General features: G+C 66.7%; 12 protein-coding genes. 7 read left to right on the forward strand and 5 right to left on the reverse strand.

What is annotated here, in order from left to right; genetic code table 11:
- Positions 1-45 precede the first annotated feature (45 nt).
- Together QZM72_RS25695 and QZM72_RS25700 are read right to left on the reverse strand one after the other, a co-directional pair.
- Positions 46-1,200 carry a pyridoxal phosphate-dependent aminotransferase gene (locus QZM72_RS25695; protein ID WP_301739552.1) on the reverse strand — a complete coding sequence of 385 codons (1,155 nt, stop codon included), beginning with the start codon at positions 1,198-1,200 and terminating at the stop codon, positions 46-48.
- A gap of 204 nt (positions 1,201-1,404) precedes the next feature.
- On the reverse strand, positions 1,405-2,073 hold the full coding sequence (locus QZM72_RS25700) for a TetR/AcrR family transcriptional regulator (RefSeq protein ID WP_089466325.1): 669 nt from the start codon (positions 2,071-2,073) through the stop codon (positions 1,405-1,407).
- A gap of 121 nt (positions 2,074-2,194) precedes the next feature.
- Between QZM72_RS25700 and QZM72_RS25705 the strand changes: the two genes are divergently transcribed.
- The 7 genes from QZM72_RS25705 to QZM72_RS25735 all read left to right on the forward strand — a co-directional run bounded on the left by QZM72_RS25705 (position 2,195) and on the right by QZM72_RS25735 (position 8,414).
- Complete coding sequence (locus tag QZM72_RS25705; RefSeq protein ID WP_301739553.1) at positions 2,195-3,847, forward strand: acyl-CoA dehydrogenase family protein; 1,653 nt, start codon at positions 2,195-2,197, stop codon at positions 3,845-3,847.
- A gap of 52 nt (positions 3,848-3,899) precedes the next feature.
- Positions 3,900-5,408 (forward strand): class I adenylate-forming enzyme family protein, encoded by a 1,509-nt coding sequence (locus QZM72_RS25710; protein WP_301739554.1) that lies wholly within the window; start codon positions 3,900-3,902, stop codon positions 5,406-5,408.
- Positions 5,409-5,580: 172 nt separating this feature from the next.
- The gene (locus tag QZM72_RS25715) at positions 5,581-6,240 is read left to right on the forward strand and encodes a PAAR domain-containing protein (protein WP_301739555.1); all 660 of its coding nucleotides are present in this window, start codon (positions 5,581-5,583) and stop codon (positions 6,238-6,240) included.
- 10 nt (positions 6,241-6,250) lie between these two features.
- On the forward strand, positions 6,251-6,796 hold the full coding sequence (locus QZM72_RS25720) for a hypothetical protein (protein ID WP_301739556.1): 546 nt from the start codon (positions 6,251-6,253) through the stop codon (positions 6,794-6,796).
- A 178-nt stretch (positions 6,797-6,974) separates the two neighbouring features.
- Entirely contained in the window at positions 6,975-7,526 is a 552-nt protein-coding gene (locus QZM72_RS25725) for a M35 family metallo-endopeptidase (RefSeq protein ID WP_301739595.1), read from the forward strand.
- A gap of 4 nt (positions 7,527-7,530) precedes the next feature.
- A complete protein-coding gene (locus QZM72_RS25730; RefSeq protein WP_301739557.1) occupies positions 7,531-8,010 on the forward strand; it encodes a hypothetical protein in 480 nt (159 codons plus the stop codon).
- Complete coding sequence (locus QZM72_RS25735; RefSeq protein ID WP_301739558.1) at positions 8,007-8,414, forward strand: hypothetical protein; 408 nt, start codon at positions 8,007-8,009, stop codon at positions 8,412-8,414. The genes QZM72_RS25730 and QZM72_RS25735 overlap by 4 nt, the downstream gene beginning before the upstream one ends.
- Positions 8,415-8,642: 228 nt before the next feature.
- Here the strand turns inward: QZM72_RS25735 and QZM72_RS25740 are convergent, their stop codons facing one another.
- From QZM72_RS25740 to QZM72_RS25750, 3 genes are all read right to left on the reverse strand, one after another.
- Complete coding sequence (locus QZM72_RS25740; protein WP_011546793.1) at positions 8,643-9,782, reverse strand: branched-chain amino acid ABC transporter substrate-binding protein; 1,140 nt, start codon at positions 9,780-9,782, stop codon at positions 8,643-8,645.
- Between the two features lie 85 nt (positions 9,783-9,867).
- Positions 9,868-13,800: a trifunctional transcriptional regulator/proline dehydrogenase/L-glutamate gamma-semialdehyde dehydrogenase gene (gene putA / locus QZM72_RS25745; protein ID WP_301739559.1), complete on the reverse strand. Its 3,933-nt coding sequence runs from the start codon at positions 13,798-13,800 to the stop codon at positions 9,868-9,870.
- A 429-nt stretch (positions 13,801-14,229) separates the two neighbouring features.
- Positions 14,230-16,491: a primosomal protein N' gene (locus QZM72_RS25750; RefSeq protein WP_301739560.1), complete on the reverse strand. Its 2,262-nt coding sequence runs from the start codon at positions 16,489-16,491 to the stop codon at positions 14,230-14,232.
- Positions 16,492-16,564 lie beyond the last annotated feature (73 nt).

Genomic DNA, 16,564 nt, shown 5'->3' on the forward strand with positions numbered 1-16,564 from the left:
GATCTCCTGTGTCGGGTCGATGCGACGTCTCCGCCGCCGGTTGTCTTACAGCGAACGCAGCCGCCGCGCGCCTTCGATCAGCGTCGCGTCGTCCTTCGAAAAACTGAGCCGGATCACGCCGGCGTCGGTGCCGTCGGTGTAGAACGCCGACAGCGGAATCGTCGCGACACGCGCGTCGCGGATCAGGCGCAGCACGAAATCGCTGTCGCTTTCGTCCGAGAAGTGGCGAAAGCGCGCGAGCATGAAGAACGAGCCTTCGCTCGGCAGCAGCTCGAAACGCGAATCGGCCAGCTCGCGCGCGAGCAGGTCGCGCTTGGCCTGGTAGAACGCCGACAGGCCGAGATAGCTGTCCGGCCGCGCGAGGATCTCCGCGAACGCGACCTGCATCGGCGTATCGGCCGAGAACACCATGAACTGGTGCACCTTGCGGATCTCGTCCATCAGCTCGGCCGGCGCGAGGCAATGGCCGACCCGCCAGCCGGTCACGTGGAACGACTTGCCGAACGACGACACGATCACGCTGCGCTCGGCCAGCTCGCGGTGGCGCGCGACGCTCTGGTGCTGCGCGCCGTCGAACACGACGTGCTCGTAGACTTCGTCGGACAGCACCACGATCCCCGTATCGCGCGTGAGCTGCGCGAGCCGCTCCAGATCGTCGGCGGAGAATACCGTCGCGGTCGGGTTGTGCGGCGTGTTGACGATGATCATCCGCGTGCGCGGCGTGATGGCCGCGGCCACCTCGTCCCAGTTCACGCGGAAATGCTCGGGCGACAGCTTGATCGCGACCGGCGTCGCGCCCTGCAGCCGCACGATCGGCGCATAGCTGTCGAACGACGGCTCGAAATAGATCACCTCGTCGCCCGGATGCACGAGCGCGCTGATCGCCGCATAGAGCCCCTCGCTCGCGCTCGCGATCACCGTGATCTCGGTCGCCGGGTCGTAGCGCGCGCCGTACAGCGCCTCGGTCTTCTCGGCGAGCCGCTCGCGCAGCGCGATCACGCCGGCCATCGGCGCGTACTGATTGTGGCCGTCGCGCATCGCGCGCGCGACGCCTTCGACGAGCGCCGGATCGGGCGCGAAATTGGGTGCGCCCTGCGACAGGTTCAACGCATCGTGTTGCGCCGCCAGTTGGCCGATCACCGTGAAGATCGTCGTCCCGACGTCGGGCAGTTTCGAACGGGGCGCGGTAGCGCTTCGCATGACTCCTCCTGATGTTCTTCGGGCGGGCCGCACCCTGCGCGGCCCTGCATCTGCCGCATGATTTAGCCCGAGCCAATATCGGCGGACAATCGAAAGTTCGTCATGGCGGCCATGCATTTTTCTCATGACTATCCGGGAGAAGTGCGCAACGGCAAGACCGGCTCGACGGGCCGGCATGCAAATCGGGCATTTCCCTACGGAAGGCTAGGCGTGCGCCGCCGCGAGGTATGCGAGCAGCACGGCCCGCAGTTCGCGGCGTTGCGCGGCGAAATCGAGCGCGGGCCCGAGCGTCAGCAGCGCCTGCGACAGGCCGCCGTAGCAGATCGTGTGGGCCATCCGCGCGAGCCCGTCGAGCCGCGCGGCCGGTGGCGGATCGGCCGCGTGGGCCAGCGCGTCGCGCCACAGCGCGACATAGGCGTCGTAATGCCGGCGATAGGCGGCCAGCGGCGACACCTGCCGCTCCAGCGCAAGCAGCGCGCCCCACAGCGCCGCGTCGGCGGCGATCGTATCGACCTGGAGATCGACCAGCGCGACGGCGAGTTCGGCCCGCGGCGCACCGCGCGACTGCTGTACCGTGTCGCGCAGCCGGTCGGCCAGCGCCAACACGCGGCGGTGGATGCAGAGCGCCGCAAGGCTCTGCTTGTCGCCGAAATACTCGTAGAAGGTGCCGATGCTGACGCCCGCGACGGCCGCGATCTCGCGGATCGTCGCCTTCGCGTAGCCGCGTTCGAGCAAAAGCTGAACGAACGCCTGTTGCAACGCGTCGGAGCTCGCCTGCGCGCGCGACTGGCGCGGCCGGCGGCGCAATGCGGGCGCGGGTTGCGCCGCCGGCGAGCCGGGCGGCGCCGGAACCTGAACATGTCGCGGCGGCATATTTGCTACTCTGAATTCAGCAGGGAATACGTTTTACCGGAAGCCGGAACCCGCGCCGAAGCGCCCTTGCGGGCGGCATCGCGCCGGCTGCCCGCGAAGCATGAGACCGGAGACAACCGCGATGACCGACTCGACCCACGCCGTCACGAACCAGTTCGACGAACTCGTCGACTATAACCTCTTCGCGACGGATCTCGCGCTGCGCGACGCGCTCGTCCGGGCCGGGGCCGAGTGGGCCGTGCCGCAGCTCGACGCATATGGCGCGCGGCTCGGCAGCGCCGACACCGCGCGGCTCGCCGACGAAGCGAACCGTCACACGCCGGAACTGAACGCGTTCGACCGGCGCGGCCGGCGCATCGACCGTGTCGACTTCCATCCCGCCTGGCACGCGCTGCTCGGCCAGTACCGCCACGAAGGCTTCGTGTCGCTCGCGTTCCGCGACACGCGTCGCGGCCGCTGGGCCGCCACGGCCGCCGGCTTCTACCTGCACGGCCAAATCGAGGCCGGCACGCTGTGCCCGGCGACGATGACGCAGGCCGCGATCCCCGTGCTGCAGAAGGAGCCCGCGCTATGGGACCTGCTGCGCGACAAGCTCTACAGCGACGACTACGACGCGCGCGACGTGCCGGTCGCCGACAAGCGCGCGATCTGGTTCGGCATGGGCATGACCGAGAAACAGGGCGGCTCCGACGTGCGCGCGAACACGACGCTCGCCACGCCGGTCGGCGCGGGCGGCCGCGGCGGCGAATACCGGCTGCGCGGCCACAAGTGGTTTTTCTCCGCGCCGATGTGCGACGCGCACCTCGTCGTCGCGCGCACCGAAGACGGCGGCCCGTCGTGCTTCTACGTGCCGCGCTGGCGTCCCGACGGCACGAAGAACGCGGTCGAGATCCAGCGGCTGAAGAACAAGGTCGGCAACCGCAGCAACTCGAGCAGCGAGATCGAGTTGAACGACGCGTGGGGGATCATGCTCGGCGACGAAGGCCGCGGCATTCCGACCATCATCGAGATGGCCACCACCACGCGGCTGAACTGCGTGCTCGGCAGCGCGGCGATGCTGCGCCAGGGCGTCGTGCAAGCGATCGCCTACTCGCGCCAGCGCCACGCATTCGGCCGCGCGCTCGCCGAACAGCCGCTGATGCGCACCGTGCTCGCCGATCTCGCGCTCGAAAGCGAGGCGGCGCTGTCGCTCGCGATGCGGCTCGCCGACGCGTTCGAGCGCGACGACTCGCCGCGTGAACGCGCATGGAAGCGGATCGTCACGCCCGCCGCGAAATTCTGGGTCTGCAAGCGCGCGATCGAGCTGACCGGCGAGGTGATGGAAGTATTCGGCGGCAACGGCTACGTCGACGACGGCCCGATCGCGCGCCTGTTCCGCGAGGCGCCCGTCAACTCGATCTGGGAAGGCTCGGGCAACGTGATGTGCCTCGACGTGCTGCGCGCGGTGTCGCGCGAGCCCGACGCGGCCGCCGCGCTGTTCGACGAACTGGCCGACCTCGGCGCGGGCGAACCGCGCATCCGGGCCGCGCTCGACGGATTGCGCGCGATGCTCGCCGCCCCGGCCGACACGCTCGAAGCGTCGGGCCGCGTGTTCGCGCAGCGGCTCGCGCTCGTCGCGCAGGCGTGCCTGCTGCGCCGCGATGCGCCGACGGCCGTCGCCGACGCGTTCGTCGCGACACGGCTTGCCGCGCCCGACTGGGGCTGCGTCGCGGGCGGCTTCGATCCGCACGCGATCGACGTCGCCGCGCTGCTGCAGCGCGCGTACCCGGCCTGACGCCGGCCCGCTCCCCGAATTCGCGTTCGTTCGCCCCCGCCCCGGAGCCCCGATGAACCTCGTCGCCGCCCTCGACCGCGCCGCCCGTGCGACGCCCGACAAACCGTTCCTCGTCAGCGAATCCGCGACGATCACGTATGCCGCCGCCCGAGAGCGTTCGCACCGCGCGGCGGCCGTGCTGAGCGCGCTCGGCATCGCGGCCGGCGACCGCGTGGCCGCGATGTGCTTCAACACGCCGGCCTTCGTCGACCTGATGTTCGGCGCATGGCGCCTCGGCGCGGCGTTCGTGCCGATCAACCACAAGCTGCAGGCGCCGGAAGTCGACTACGTGCTCGAACACAGCGGCAGCACCACGCTACTGTTCGACGTGGCGCTCGCGCCGGTGGTCGAGCGTATCGCCCATCCGGCGCGGCGGCTCGTGACTGAGGGCGAACTCGACGGCGTGCCGAACTTCGACACGATGTGCGCGACGATGGACGGCCTCGCGGGCATCGAGCCGGCCGACGACGACGTCGCGCAGATCCTCTATACGTCCGGCACGACCGGCCGCCCGAAAGGTTGCGTGCACAGTCATCGCACGGTGACGCTCGCCGCGATGCAGGCGGCGCTCGCGATCGGTATCGGCCGCGACGAGCGCACGCTGATGGCGATGCCGATCTGGCATTCGTCGCCGCTGAACAACTGGTTCGGCGGCACGCTGGTCGCGGGCGGCACCGTCGTGCTGCTGCGCGAATACCATCCGCTGCGCTTCCTGCAGACGGTCGAACGCGAGCGCGTGACGCTGTATTTCGGCGCGCCGGTGTCGTACACGCTGCCGCTCGACATGGTCGACGGCTTCGCGGCGTTCGACCTGTCGAGCGTGCGCGCGTGGCTGTACGGCGGCGGCCCGATCGGCGCCGCGCAGGCCGAACGGCTTGCGCACGCGTATCGCAGCCGCGCGTTCTTCCAGGTGTACGGAATGACGGAAACCGGGCCGGCCGGTACGACGCTGTATCCGGACGAGCAGATCGCGAAAGCCGGCTCGATCGGCCGCCACGGCGGCCCGGGCGTCGACCTGCGGGTCGTGCGGATGGACGGCGTCGATGCACGGCCGGGCGAGACCGGCGAGATCTGGCTGAAGGCCGACAGCATGATGCTCGGCTATCTCGACGACGCGGCGGCGACGCGCGCCGCGTTCGCGCCGGGCGGCTGGTATCGCACCGGCGACCTCGCGCGGATCGATCGGGATGGCTATCTGTTCATCGTCGACCGGTTGAAGGACATGATCGTCACCGGCGGCGAGAACGTCTATTCGAAGGAAGTGGAGGACGTGCTCGGCGCGCACCCGGACATCGCCGAGGCGGCCGTCGTCGGCGTCGCGCATCCGGACTGGGGCGAGACGGTCGTCGCGCACGTCGTGACGCGGGCGAACGCGGCGCCCGATGCGAATGCGCTGCGCGCGTTCTGCGGCGAGCGGCTCGCGGCGTACAAGGTCCCGCGTGAGTTCGCGTTCGTGCAGGCGCTGCCGCGCACGCCGACCGGCAAGCTGCAGAAGTTTCTGCTGCGCGTGCGGGCGGGCTGAGCATCCGCGATTGAGCCGGCGCATTCGCACACGCGCGGTCAGTGCAAAAGGCAGAACGAAACAAGTAATAGAAGTTGCCAGCGCTGAATCATATTCGTCCGATTGATCGACGTTTCTTATCTGGAATAGCGTCTCAAGGTAGCCATTCCATTTACTGAGACAGGGAAGCCGGATGAAAAACCAACTCGAAGCACCGACCCATCTTTTTGCCACCGTTGGCGCACTCACGGAACGCGGTGGACGCGTCACCACCGCAACCAGCGGCCTAACCTTGGCGGGATTGGAAGTCGCCTGCGTCGGCGACGTAGTGACTTATAACGACGGCAGCGAGGCAGCGATAATCGACGGCGCGGGAAACAACCATAGCGGCGGCAAGCCGTTCGCGTTGGTCGGCAGCCGGTTGAGCAACGGTGATCGCATTACCGAAACGCTGCGCACCTCATGCGGCATTCATGTGCGAGACGGGCAAAGCGTTGCGGGCCTGTTCGATCCGACCTATGTGCCGCCGCCCGCGCCGCCCGCCTACAGATTGGCGGTATGTGGCGCGACAACAGCGCGCGGCGGTGCATTGCGCGAGCCGTCCGGCACGTGGGAAGTGGCACCGCACTTGGGCAAGGCTGCCACGGTGGGCGACCTAATCCACTATCCGGACGGTTCAACCGCGCGCGTTACGAGCGGCCTGGGTTTGGTCGACAGACCCGATTTCGCGCCGCTCGCATTCGTGGGCAGCCAACTCGATAACGGCGACACGATCACCGATAGTCCCGAGCGACAAGGCGTAGCGTCGTCCGTCGTATTTAGCGTCGTCACCCGCTCGCCCATGCCCCGCTGAGGTAGCGTCCATGATCCGCTACTTTCTTGCCAAAGGCGACCGCGCCGGGGAAGCGGTGATTGTCGAAGGCCTCGACACCGTGACCTGTTCCAATCCGCCGCCGAGGGTTCATATCGCCACGCTGGATATGAAGACCTACTGTTCGGCCTGCAAGCGTGAAGGGTACATCGCACCACAAGGGCCGCGCTGGCCAGGTACCGGTCCGAACGGCAAACAGTGGGCATTGAGCGGCGATATCAATGTCTGCGGATGCAACCCACCACCGGTCTTCCACGCTGAGCGTGGCATGCGGATGATTTTTACTGCGGGCGAAATTTCGACGCTGGATGGGCGCAAACCTGGTGCAGCCCATTTGCCGTTTGCCTTATCGGATGCCGTACATGACGAGCAATTTACCTTGCTCGATGATGCACACCGTCCGCTCGCCAACGTTCGCTATCGAATCGTCACCGACACCGGGCGGATCTTCGCAGGCACCACGGACGTGGCCGGGCAAACAGATCGAATTGCCACCGACGCCGCAGCATCTCTGAAAATCTATACGAAGGGGTATTGACGCGATGAGCGGTTTTTCGGGAAATAAATACGACTTCGAAGTTCAGGAAAACGAAGAATGGGTCCTCGTCCATTCGGGGGCCGTCACCAATACCAGTCCGGGGTCCATGGTCTATATATCAATCAACACGATGCCAATTTGCCCCAACATGAGTAACAAGGCATTCAGATCCCTAATAATGCGACTACGGGACACCGCGGTGATATTAATTGAGGAGCGCATATCGGATCTGGCGCGATGGGATAAAATTGCCCGAGATAGAGTGCAATTCTGGTTTGGCCGAAGCGACGAAGCGATACGTCAAAAACTAAGTTTCGGCCTCCCCAGGCTCGCTGCGGCTATGTGCGAACTACAGCCCGAGAAGATCATCAGATGGGACGAACAAAGCCAGCGGCAACTTACATGCTCAGTGGTCCCTGATACTGGCACAAATGACGCGGCTGTATGCAAGCCCGATTCGGCACGTCGGATAATCGCGATCTACCCGCATTTCTGCACTGTCGAGGATGTTTACGTTGCTGGAAACTGCAAATTGAAAATTCTCATTCACGAATGTTCCCATTACATTGACACATTCGATGCGGACGACGTCAACTATGGGTTTGCTCGAGGGATCGGGTATTGGGCACAAGCCAATCCAGAAGGTGCACATAGAAATGCAGACAGCATTGCATGCTACATCGCGCACTTTGATGACATAAGTGAATTCTTAAGAAAGAATATTTGGTGATTGAATGATAAAATTTTTGATTCCCGTTGCTGCGCTTGCCGGTGCCGTTTTTATTCAACACGCAAGCGCTTGTACGATATCGGAAAACATGCTCGAAAGCGTGCCTCTGAATTATCCCGGCATTCCAAATGCATATCGAATAAAGATAATGGATATGGTTTTGGCTGCACGTCAATGGCCCGATGTTGAAGTGCAGGCGCAAATCATCGCCAGCGCATATGTCGGCGAACGCAACCCCTTGAATCTGGCAAAATCAAGAGGTGACCAGCTGAAAGACTTCCTGATACAGCTTGGCATCAAGCCTCAATATATCTATGTTGATACGCACGTCAATCGAATTACATATCCAATCGATAGCACCGGCCATGGAGGATACTTGCAGATCGGCGTGAGTCTTCTGCCTTTCTGCAAAAATGGATGTGGAAATTTATGCGACGCTCCGGCGTCTCTCCGACAACAAAACTCACCAAATAATAAACTATGAAATTAATTGCTGGCCTATGCGTCGTCACGTCTAGTCACGCATCTGCGTGTGTCGCAAGCGAAAATTTCGACATCCATTTTCCGAAAGAGAGTTCATATGTATCGAATTCTGAAATCATCCGCACTGCAAACTGGGCAGCAGACCAGAAAATCGCCTACGCGCGTCACGTAACCAAGGAAACAACGCTGATTAGCGGCCATGCTGAGGAAAGCGAACAGAGCGCACTGCCCCTTGCACAATCGCGAATGCAAACCGCGTATGCGCTGCTGAAGCAAGTCGGTTTTCTACGCGGAACCATTAAGACGAGCGCCCGCGTCTATTCGCATGGGGACGTGGATAACGGGCGGCGTGTGGAAATTTCCTTCCTGCCCGATTGCCCCAACAAGTGCTGTGCAGATAAGTAACCTCGCACTGCCGCCAGTCGCATCGATGAGGCATTGACGTACACACGCGACGCCCCCGTCGGAACATACCCAAACCGTTGAATCATCGCCGGCAAGAGCCGTATGTACTACCTGGCCGTGCACCGCCAAAGAAAAAGCCACCCGGCCCGACGGCCCGGTGGCTTTTTCGCATAATCGACGGGGCAGCAACTTTCGCCGCCGCCCGCGCCGCACATCACATCAACCTGCTTACTTCCCGCCGATGCTCTTCAGCGGCTTCCAGTCGCCCTTCTCGACCTTGTACATCGTGATGCCGCCGTTCTTCAGGTCGCCCTTCGCGTCGTACGCGACGTGCGTCGACGTGACGCCGGCCATGTCGGTCTTCGCGAGCACCGGCAGGTACTTCGCCGGATCGGTCGAATCGGCTTTCTTCATCGCGTTCAGCATCGCCATCGCGCCGTCGTACGCGTACGGCGAGTACGTCTGCACGTCTTCGCCGAAGCGCTTCTTGTACTTGTCGGCGTAAGCCTTGCCGCCCGGCATTTCTTCCAGCGGGAGGCCGGCCAGCGACGCGATCGTGCCTTCGGCCGCGTTGCCCGCGATCTTCAGGAACGTCGGCGTCTTCACCATTTCGCCGCTCATCAGCGGCGCGGTAATGCCGAGCGTCTTCATCTGCTTGACCATCGGCGCTGCCTGCGAATCCGCGCCGCCGTAGTAGACGAGGTCCGGCTTCGCCGCCTTCAGCTTCGTCAGGATCGCCTTGAAGTCCACAGCCTTGTCGTTCGTGAATTCACGGTCGACGATCGTCGCGCCGCCGGCCTTCGCGGCCTTCTCGAACTGGTCGGCGAGACCCTGGCCGTAGGCCGTGCGGTCGTCGACGATCGCGATCTTCTTCATGCCGAGATCCTTCGACGCGAACGTGCCGGCCACCGAGCCCTGCTGCGTGTCGGACGTCATCATGCGGAAGGTCGTCTTGTAGCCCTGCTGCGTGTATTCCGGCGCCGTCGCCATCGCGATTTCCGGAATGCCCGCGTTCGCGTAGATGCGCGAAGCCGGAATCGTCGTGCCCGAGTTGAAGTGGCCGAGCATGCCCTTGATGCCGTCGTCGACCAGCTTCTGGGCGACCGTCGTACCCGTGCGCGGGTCGGCCTGATCGTCCTGCGTGTCGAGCACGAACTTCACGGCCTTGCCGCCGATCTTCGGGTTCGTCGCGTTGAAGTCTTCCAGCGCGAGCACGATCCCGTTCTGCATATCCTTGCCGTAGTGCGCCTGCGCGCCCGTCATCGGCCCTGCGTAACCAATCTTCACGTCATCCGCATGAGCCGTCCCCGCCAGCGACATGACCGCGACGAACGTCGCGCCTGCCACTTTTTTCATCGTGTGTTGCATAGCATCTCCTTGGTACCAGGGTAAATGGGAGCGGCTTCGGGATCGCCTGGCCGCTTCCTTTGTTTGATCCGAACGGCAAGGATGATCAGCCGATCGTCATCAAATTCGCATTGCCGCCCGCCGCGGCCGTATTCACGCTCACCGAGCGTTCCGTCAGCAACCGCTCGAGCGCGTAGTCTTCCGCGTCGCCGTTCTCGAACGCGCCCGCCGACACGCCCTGCACCGACACGATCGGGCCCGGGCGCTGCGCGACGTCCTTCACGAGCGTCTGCAGCTCGTCGCTGTCGCCTTCGAACAGCACCGCGTCGAACGGCGCGTCGGCCTGCTTGCGCACGGCCGCGTGCGCCTTCAGCGACGCCGGCAGCGCGGCCACCAGCGCCTCGCCCGCCGCACCGGCGAACAACGCGCGGTTGCCCGTCGCCAGCACCGCCGCGAACTGCGCGCGCGCACCGCCCGGCGTGGCCGCGACACACAGCACCGTGCCGCGCGGGCCGAGTGTATACGTGTTTCGCTCGCCCGTCGGCCCGCTCAGCACGGCGGTCGCGCCGGCCGGCACCTGCGCGAGATAGCCGTCGCAACGTGCGGCCAGCGCCGGCTCGCGCTGCTCGATCAGCCAGTCGCGCAGCGTCGTGAGCGCCGCGGCCGGGTTGCCGCGCGCATCGCTTTCAGTCGCGCCGTCCGCGACCAGCGACTGCGCGAGCGCGCGCGGCAGGCCCGACGGACGCGTCGCGAGCAGCCGCTGCAGGTACAGCGCGCCGCCGGCCTTCGGGCCCGTGCCCGACAGCCCTTCGCCGCCGAACGGCTGCACGCCGACCACCGCGCCGATCACGTTGCGGTTCACGTAGATGTTGCCCACGTGCGCTTTCGAGATCACGTGCGCGATCGTCTCGTCGATCCGCGTGTGGATGCCGAGCGTCAGCCCGTAGCCGGTCGCGCGGATCTGCTCGAGCAGCTTGTCGAGCTGGCTGCGGCGGTAGCGCACCACGTGCAGCACGGGGCCGAACACTTCGCGCTTCAACTCGTCGATGCTGCCGATCTCGATCAGCGTCGGCGGCACGAACGTGCCGTGCGCGCATGCGTCGGGCATCGGCAGTTGCGTGACCGCGTGGCCCTTGTCCTTCATCGCCGCGACGTGCGTATCGATCGTCTGCTTCGCTTCCGCGTCGATCACCGGGCCGACGTCGGTCGACAGCCGGTCCGGGTTGCCGAGCGCCAGCTCGTGCATCGCGCCCTTGAGCATCGTCAGCGTGCGGTCCGCGACGTCGTCCTGCAGACACAGAACGCGCAGCGCCGAACACCGTTGACCGGCCGAGTCGAACGACGACTGCATCACGTCCGCGACCACCTGCTCCGCGAGCGCCGACGAGTCGACGATCATCGCGTTCTGGCCGCCCGTTTCGGCGATCAGCGGAATCGGCTTGCCGTCCGGGTCGAGGCGCGCGGCGAGCGTCTTGTTGATCAGGCGCGCGACTTCGGTCGAACCGGTGAACATCACCGCCCGCGTGCGCGGATCGGCGACCAGCGCCGCGCCGACGGTCTCGCCCGTGCCCGGCAGCAGCTGCACCGCGCCGGCCGGCACGCCGGCCTCGCGCAAGAGGCGCACGGCTTGCGCGGCGATCAGCGGCGTCTGTTCGGCCGGCTTCGCGAGCACCGTGTTGCCGGCGGCGAGCGCCGCGGCCACCTGGCCCATGAAGATCGCGAGCGGGAAGTTCCACGGGCTGATACAGACCACGGGGCCGAGCGGACGGTGCGTGTCGTTCGAGAATTCGCCGCGGATCTGCGCCGCGTAGTAACGCAGGAAGTCGACCGCTTCGCGGATCTCGGCGATCGCGTTCGGCAGCGACTTGCCGGCTTCGCGCACGATCAGGCCCATCAGCGTGTGCATCTGCGCTTCGAGCAGGTCGGCGGCGCGCACCAGGCAATCGGCGCGCGCATCGACCGGCGTCGCCTGCCAGATCGGCGCGGCGGCCACCGCGTGCGCGAGCGCCGCGCTCACGTGTTCGGACGTCGCTTCGCTGACCGTGCCGACCACGTCGCGCTGGTCGGCCGGGTTGCGCACGTCGCGCGCCGGGGCGTCGGCGAGCGCGTCGTCGGCGAGCATCGGCGCCGCGCGCCACGGGTGGTGCGCACTCGCGAGCAGCGCGGACGACAGCGACGCGAGACGGTGTTCGTTCGACAGGTCGAGGCCCATCGAGTTGGGACGCTCGTCGCCGTACAGGTTGCGCGGCAGCGGAATCTTCGCGTGCGGCGCGCCGAGCGGGACGACCTTCGACGCCTCGTCGACCGGATCGGCGACCAGTTCCTTCACCGACACGGTCTTATCGGCGATGCGGTTCACGAACGACGTGTTCGCGCCGTTTTCCAGCAGACGACGCACGAGGTACGCGAGCAGCGTCTCGTGCGTGCCGACCGGCGCGTACACGCGGCACGGACGGTTCAGCTTGTCGCGGCCCGTGACTTCCTCGTACAGCGGCTCGCCCATCCCGTGCAGGCACTGGAATTCGTACTGGCCCGGGTAGTAGTTCTGGCCGGCCAGCTGATAGATCGCGGCCAGCGTGTACGCGTTGTGCGTCGCGAACTGCGGATACACGGCGTCCGGCGCCGCGAGCAGCTTCTTCGCGCAGGCGAGGTACGACACGTCGGTGTAGATCTTGCGCGTATAGACCGGATAGCCTTCAAGGCCGTCGACCTGCGCCCGCTTGATTTCGCTGTCCCAGTACGCGCCCTTCACCAGCCGGATCATCAGACGGTGACGGCTGCGGCGCGCGAGATCGATCAGGTAGTCGATCACGAACGGGCAGCGCTTCTGGTAACCCTGCACGACGAAGCCGATGCCGTTCCAGCCCGCGAGATCCGGATCGAAGCACAGCGCCTCGAGCAGATCGAGCGACAGTTCGAGACGGTCGGCTTCCTCCGCGTCGATGTTCAGGCCGATGTCGTAGCGGCGCGCGAGCAGCGCGAGCGCGCGCACGCGCGGCAGCAGCTCGCTCATCGTGCGGTCCTGCTGCGAGCGCGAGTAGCGCGCATGCAGCGCCGACAGCTTGATCGAGATGCCCGGGCCTTCGTAGATGCCGCGGCCGCCGGCCGCCTTGCCGATCGCGTGGATCGCCTGTTCGTACGACGCGTAGTAGCGCTGCGCGTCCTCTTCGGTCGTCGCCGCTTCGCCGAGCATGTCGTACGAGTAGCGGAAGCCCCGCGCTTCGTACTTGCGGCTGTTCGCGAGCGCTTCGGAAATCGTCTCGCCGGTGACGAACTGCTCGCCCATCAGGCGCATCGCCATGTCGACGCCCTTGCGGATCAGCGGCTCGCCGCCGCGGCCGATCAGGCGCGTGAGCGCCGACGACAGGCCCGCTTCGCTGTTGGTCGTCACGAGCTTGCCGGTGATCATCAGCCCCCAGGTGGCCGCGTTCACGAACAGCGACGGCGCGTGGCCGACGTGCGAGCGCCAGTCGCCCTTGCTGATCTTGTCGCGGATCAGCGCGTCACGCGTCGCGCGATCGGGAATGCGCAGCAGCGCTTCGGCGAGGCACATCAGCGCGACGCCTTCCTGGCTCGACAGCGAGAACTCGTGGATCAGCCCTTCGACGCCGCCGCCCGAGCTCTTCTCGCGCAGCGCCTCGACCAGCTTCGTCGCGAGCGCCTGCACGTCCGCCTGCAGGTTCGCGGGCAGACGCGCCTGGCCGAGCAGGAACGGCACGCACTCCGGTTCCGGCCGGCGGTACGCGGCCGTGATCGCCGCGCGCAGCACCGATTGCGGCTGCACGTTCTGCGCGAACTCGAGGAACGGATGCGGCGAGTTGTCGTCGTCGCCGTCCCCGGCGTGACCGTCGGCAAGCTCCGTCACGCCGCTGTGGCCCGACAGCTCGGGCGGCAACTGGCCGTGCTCGATCCGTTCGAGATACGCGAAGATCGCCTGCTTGATCAACCAGTGGGGAGTGCGCTCGAGACGCGCTGCCGCGTCTTTCAGGCGCGAGCGGAGAAGGTCATCGACTTTGACGCCGAGAGTGGTGCTTGCCATGGTGGGTTCGTGCGCCGGTGCGAGCCCGGCAATGTGGTGTAAGAGGATGCGCGAAATCCTACGGCACGCAATAAAAAGGTGCAACCAAATTGAGACAAAGGTTGCACCCATAAGTTAGCCAATATAATCAGTCACTTATGTGGTTGCAACCTAGGGGTTGCCCGTGGTCGGAGGCTCGGTGTTTTCCCTGATCGGGCCGATTCGACGCGCGCGTGCAACCTCCGGCATGCGCGGAAGCAGCCGAATACGGGTTGCACTGGGAAGTGTGACACGCGGCACGGTGCCGGCATCGGATAGGCGACGGAGGGGTTGGGCACCAGCAGCCCACGGAGGGACGCGGCCCGGCATGCGACCGACGACGGTTCGGGTACCCGGCAGCCCGGGCGTCCGCTATCGGGCGACTCCGCGCGACGGCCGCGCGGGCGCCGCTCAGATATCGAGCGGATCGACCTCGACGCTCCACCGCAGCACGCCCTTCAGCGCGCGCAGTTCCGGTTGCCACGCGCGCAGCGCGTGCTGCAGCGCCGCCCGCGACGCGCTTTCGAGCAGCAACTGCGCGCGGTGGACGTTCGCGACCTTCACGATCGTCATCGGCACCGCGTCGTACACGGTCACGCGGTCGGCGCCCGGCAGCCCCGGCAATGCGGCCGCGGCCTGCAGCAGGAACGCGAGCGCGGCGTCGAGCGTGCGCCCTTCGGCGCGCAGCAGCGCCTGGTAGACGAACGGCGGCAGGTGCGCGTCACGACGCTCGGCGAGCGTCGAATTCGCGAAGCCCACGTAGTCCTGCCGCCCGAGCGCGTGGTACAGCGCGTGACGCGGATAGCGCGTCTGCACCATCACCTCGCCCGGCAGGCCGGCGCGCCCCGCGCGGCCGCTCACCTGCATCAGCTGCGCGAACAGCCGCTCGCTCGCGCGGAAATCGTGCGAGAACAGCGCGGTATCGGCATTGAGGACCCCGACGAGCGACACGCGCTGGAAGTCGTGCCCCTTCGCGATCATCTGCGTGCCGACCAGGATGTCGATCTCGCCCGCGTGCACGTCGGAAAAAAGCGCCTGCGCGCTGCCCTTGCGGCGCGTGCTGTCCGCGTCGATCCGCAGGATCCGCGCGCCCGGCACCGCTTCGGCGAGCGCCTCCTCGATGCGCTGCGTGCCGCGCCCGAGCGGCGCGATGTCGACGTTCCCGCACTCGGGGCACGACCGCGGAATCCGCGCTTCCCAGCCGCAGTGATGGCAGCGCAGCGCATGCTCGGGCTTGTGCAGCACGACGTACGCGCTGCAACGCGGGCAACCGGCCACCCAGCCGCATGCGTCGCACGCGAGCTGCGGCGCGTAGCCGCGCCGGTTCAGGAACACGAGGCTCTGTTGGCCGCGTTCGAGCCGCGCCTTCAGCGCCGCGACGAGCGGCCCCGACAGCCCGCCCATCGACGCGCGCCCGCGCCGCCGTTCCTCTTCGAGATCGATCAGCCGCACGGTCGGCAGCGTCGCGTCGGCCACCGCGCGGCGCGACAGCGTGAGTCGCGTGTAGCGCCCCTGCTCGGCCTGCCACCAGCTCTCGAGCGACGGCGTGGCCGAGCCGAGCACGACCGTGATGCCGAGCTGCTTCGCGCGCCACACGGCCAGGTCGCGCGCCGAATAGCGCAACCCTTCCTGCTGCTTGTACGCGGGCTCGTGCTCCTCGTCGACGACGATCAGCGCGAGCGTCGGCATCGACGCGAGCACCGCGAGGCGCGTGCCGAGCACGATCCGCGCGCGGCCCGTGTGCGCGGCGAGCCAGTTGCGCGCCCGCTCGCCTTCGGCGAGCCCGCTGTGCAGCGTGACGATCGCATCGTCGGCGAGCGCGCCGGCGAAGCGCGCGCGAAACGCGGCCTCGAACTGCGGCGTCAGGTTGATTTCGGGCACGAGCACGAGCGCCTGTGCATCCGGCCGCGCGTCGAGCAGCGACGCGAGCGCATGCAGATAGACCTCGGTCTTGCCGCTGCCGGTCACGCCGTGCAGCAGGAACGGCGCGAAGCCCTGCGCCGCGCGGATCGCGTCGAGCGCCTCGGCCTGCTGGTCCGTCAACGCTGGCGGCACAGCCCGTCCACTGCTTGTCGACAGGTTGTCCACAGGGTTGGCCACAGGCATATCGGTCCAGCCGATCTCCTCGACGTCGACCCAGCCGCGCGCCGCCCAGTCGTCGAGCGTCGCGGCCGCCTTCGGATGCAGCGCGCGCGCGTCAGGCAGCGTCAGCGAACCGGTATCGACCAGCGCCTGCGCGAGCCGGCGCAGCGCGGCGCCGCGCGCGGGCAACGCGTCGGGCAGCGCCGCGCGGCCGGCTTCGGTCGGCCGGTAGCGCACTTCGGGTGCGAGCAGCCGCCCCCAGCGTCCGGCGTCGCGCAGCGCCTGCGGCAGCGCCGGCAACGCGACTTCGCCGCGCCCGCGCTGATAGTAGTCGGCGGCGAACGACACGAGCGCGAGCCAGTCGGCCGACAGCGGCGGCAGCTCCGTGCAGATCGCATCGACCGCGCGCAGCCGCGACGGCGGGACATCGGTGTGAGTGGTGACTTCGCAGACGAGCCCGACGGCCTGCCGTTTGCCGAACGGCACCTGCACGAGCGTGCCGGGCACGGGCGTCGGCTGCGCGTCGCAGCGATAGTCGAACAGGGTCGCGAGCGGATGGTCGAGCGCCACGCGCAGGTAGGTGCCGCTCATCCGCGCGCTCCGGCAACGGCGGTACGCGGCATACGGACGGCCTGCATCCACGCTCGCATCGCGACAGCGAACT

The organism is Burkholderia sp. AU45388 (genome assembly GCF_030481585.1).
Taxonomy (GTDB): Bacteria; Pseudomonadota; Gammaproteobacteria; order Burkholderiales; family Burkholderiaceae; genus Burkholderia; species Burkholderia sola.